Origin of the sequence: Leptolyngbya sp. AN10, from assembly GCF_050565645.1 — a bacterium.
Classification (GTDB): Bacteria; Cyanobacteriota; Cyanobacteriia; order Leptolyngbyales; family Leptolyngbyaceae; genus Leptolyngbya.
Window position 1 is genome coordinate 1 of sequence record NZ_JBNXVP010000093.1, and the last position, 3,467, is coordinate 3,467.

The 3,467-nt window shown below is 46.1% G+C and carries 3 protein-coding genes; 2 read left to right on the plus strand and 1 reads right to left on the minus strand.

What is annotated here, in order from left to right; genetic code table 11:
- The first annotated feature begins 341 nt into the window (after nt 1–341).
- Entirely contained in the window at nt 342–1,085 is a 744-nt protein-coding gene (locus tag ACQ4M5_RS41590) for a hypothetical protein (RefSeq protein WP_430681663.1), read from the plus strand.
- Between the two features lie 42 nt (nt 1,086–1,127).
- Here the strand turns inward: ACQ4M5_RS41590 and ACQ4M5_RS41595 are convergent, their stop codons facing one another.
- Complete coding sequence (locus ACQ4M5_RS41595) at nt 1,128–1,694, minus strand: tyrosine-type recombinase/integrase (RefSeq protein WP_430681664.1); 567 nt, start codon at nt 1,692–1,694, stop codon at nt 1,128–1,130.
- A 286-nt stretch (nt 1,695–1,980) separates the two neighbouring features.
- On the opposite strand from ACQ4M5_RS41595, the gene ACQ4M5_RS41600 reads away from it, so the two are divergent.
- Nucleotides 1,981–3,345: a DEAD/DEAH box helicase family protein gene (locus ACQ4M5_RS41600; protein WP_430681665.1), complete on the plus strand. Its 1,365-nt coding sequence runs from the start codon at nt 1,981–1,983 to the stop codon at nt 3,343–3,345.
- Nucleotides 3,346–3,467 lie beyond the last annotated feature (122 nt).

Consider the following 3,467-nt stretch of genomic DNA (forward strand, 5'->3'; position numbering starts at 1 on the left):
TTTGAATTACATCGAACACGGCGACAACCGAATCAATGGCAATTGGCGATCGCATAAATAAAAGGATGCAGATTCAGAGAAGTCTGTGATCCAGTTTTTACAGAATGACTTTTTCAGCAAGCCCTATGTAGAAATTACTTTGATTTGAAATTTCAAACAATTTCGCCCTCATTGCGTAAAATGTTCACGCTTTTACACAGCAAAACTATCTCCTAGCTCAAAGGGTAGGGAGCCGAACACCTGCTCATCGTGTCAGACAATGCTAAGTAGCAAGAATTGTCTGACGATATAGCTACGGATAGTATATTTGTCATATCAACTTAAAGCGGCTGAATCGCGCGATGAAATGGAATGCGGCTGTTTACCAAACGTCGGACGGCAACTGGCAAACTGTGTGTCCAGCAAATTTGCATGACATTGGGTTTCGTGCTTTTCTGCGGGGGCAAGAGCTTTGGAGTGTTGACAAAGAAAAAAGATTATTCATCCGTTATCGAGTAGACACACCACATTTTTATGCACTTTCTAATCGAGTGCCACTGGTCGTTGATCGTCAAGAAGCGTTGCCTCGGCACAATGAACGAATTAAACAGTTATTGATGGAATTGCAGCAACCAAACCTAAAATTTGGTTACTATGATTACACCGAAGACGGACGAGTATTCTTCACCATTTTCAAAAGCGAACAGTATGTGTGGAGTCAAGAGGTGTTTCGGACCCACTCAAATATCGTTTGGCGGCATGACATTTTTGGTGCTAACGCAGGACATCGGTTGAGCGAACACACTCCTTGGGTTGCGATCGAGGTAATCGATACTCACTTTCCAGAAGATCGTGCCTTTGACGCTTGGCTACGGCTAAGCTCCGAGTTCCCCTGTCTTGTTCTATTCGACTTTGTAGAGGAAGAAAATTACTACTTCCATATAATCAAAACCACTCAGCAAGTCCGGTTTATTTACTACATCTATGAAGGAGCGGTATGGAAATCTAGGAAGCAATTGCCTAGCTGTAATGCTGCCATGTTCAAGGAGAAACTTACTGCTGAACTCTCCGCAAAGCGATTTAATCGCCAGCGTCGTAATGTCTAGAGTCAAAATTGATTACAACAGTCGTAAGCGATCGCCCTACATCTAAAATTTAAGCACTGAGATCGCCTGTTCAACCTGCTGCTCTGAAACCTCCAGATAGCGTTGCAATGCTTGTAGGGATCGGTGTCCAGAGATTTCTTGAATTACTCGCAGTGGAACGCCCGCTGCCGCCATTTGAGTTAGAGCCGTGCGACGAAAGCTGTGGGTACTGGCTCCCTCCACTCCAATTCGTGCAAACGCTTCGCGCAAAATTGCATCAGTTGATCGTGGATTAAGATGCCCACGCCCGTGTCGCCCAGGGAAAAGATACAGCTTGCCTGCTTGATCCCGGTGCTGCTCCAAATACCCACGTAACTGTGGGTGTGTGCTAATTTGGCGTGTCGATTGTTCTCCCTTCGTGTTACCTTTGCGAATCGTGATTTTTCCTCGCACTCCGATCGCATCGAACACACCACCTGTGAGCATTGTGCAGCCCTCATTGATTCGACAGCCTGTGAAAAAACAGATCGCAAACAATGCTCGATCGCGATCGCAATTAAACGATCGAAACAGTTGAGCAATTTCTTCGCTGTTTAGAATCTTTGCCTGACCATGCCCCTGGACCTTCATTTGAGCCTCCATTTTTACATGAAGAAATCATACTTTGCTCATATAAAGCCTGAAAGTATTGAAATCTCGTAAGAAAAAGGGGACGATCGCAAAAATGCAAAACTTTTCTGAAATTAATGCGAATTATTTCTAGTTGTATTTCAAGGGGATGCTCGATCCTGATTTGAGAAATTCATGCCTTGTCTGTATCCAACCTTATTTTGAATGTAATAATGGCAACGACCATCGGCTTTTGCCGTCAATTTAAGAAAGGAGTAGCAGAAGTTACGAAAGTTTAAGAACTAATTTGAATTCGCCTTACGAATGCCCATTGCGACATTGGGAACTCGATGAAGACGGACAGCCCACGAATCATATTCTAGAGAAGCGACGGCGGGCGGAATTTATCACACCCATTCCGAAGCCGAAAAAGCGGCGACAGCAAGGAATTCAGAAAGAACTGGTTCTCTATTCGGGAGACGGGTTATCTACAGAAACGCAGCAGTACGACCCTACTCCGATCATCAACAGCATTCGAGAGCAGGTGGCAGCGTGGCGACAACTGCCAAATCCAGCAGATTGGCGAGTGACACCGGAGACAGCGCGGCTGCTTCAACATTGGCGAAGTCACCCGTTTCAGTCAATTCGTCCGTTTTTCTGTCAAGTTGAAGCGATCGGGACAGCGATTTGGTTGGCAGAAGTCGCACCCAAATTAGGAAAAGCTGGGCAGCAATTTCTCGATCATTTAACCAATGCAAATGAAGAGGCAAATCCAGAACTGTTTCGCGTGGCGTTGAAGCTGGCGACTGGAGCAGGCAAAACAACCGTGATGGCAATGTTGATTGCTTGGCAGACGGTGAATGCAGTGCGGCATCCTCAGAGTAAGCGGTTTACTCGTGGATTTTTGATTGTGACTCCGGGGATTACGATTCGAGATCGCTTGCGAGTGCTTCAGCCGAATGATCCAGATAGCTACTATGCTAGTCGCGAATTAGTACCGAATGATATGTTGGCGGACATCAATCGCGCCAAGATTGTGATCACAAATTATCATGCCTTTAAGTTGCGGGAACGGCTGGACATTTCTAAAGTTGGGCGATCGCTGCTAAAGGGTCGGGGCGAAGAGTTGCAGACGCTGGAGACTGACGGGCAAATGCTCCAGCGGGTGATGCCAGAGTTGATGGGAATGAAAAAAATTGTGGTGCTGAATGATGAAGCGCACCATTGCTATCGAGAAAAGCCTCAGAATGATGATCTCGATGACTTGAAAGGGGACGAAAAAGACGAGGCGAAGAAGAATAACGAAGCAGCGCGGTTGTGGATTTCTGGATTGGAGATTGTGAAACGCAAATTAGGCGTTGAGAGTGTGTACGATTTGTCTGCGACACCGTTCTTTTTGCGTGGATCAGGTTATGCAGAGGGGACGTTATTTCCTTGGACGGTGAGTGATTTCTCGCTGATGGATGCGATCGAGTGTGGCATTGTTAAATTGCCGCGTGTTCCGGTGGCAGACAATGTGCCGGGGGGCGAGATGCCGAAGTTCCGCAATCTGTGGGAACACATTGGGAAAAAGATGCCGAAAAAGGGACGGGGGAAAGCAGGACAAACCCTCGATCCGTTGAGTTTACCCGCAGAACTGCAAACAGCACTTGAAGCGCTTTATGGTCATTAGACGTATTCAAAAATTAAATTAGGCAGAAAAAAGATGGTAGAACGGGATTTTTACCGCTCACCATCCAATGAAAAACTTGTTTCATTATATCCAGACTTCTCCGCATCGCAGTCGCTCACTTT

Coding starts and splice junctions, on each gene's coding strand:
- ACQ4M5_RS41590 (WP_430681663.1), top strand. CDS start 342: ATGAAATGGAATGCGGCTGTTTACCAAACGTCGGACGGCAACTGGCAA.
- ACQ4M5_RS41595 (WP_430681664.1), bottom strand. CDS start 1,694: ATGAAGGTCCAGGGGCATGGTCAGGCAAAGATTCTAAACAGCGAAGAA.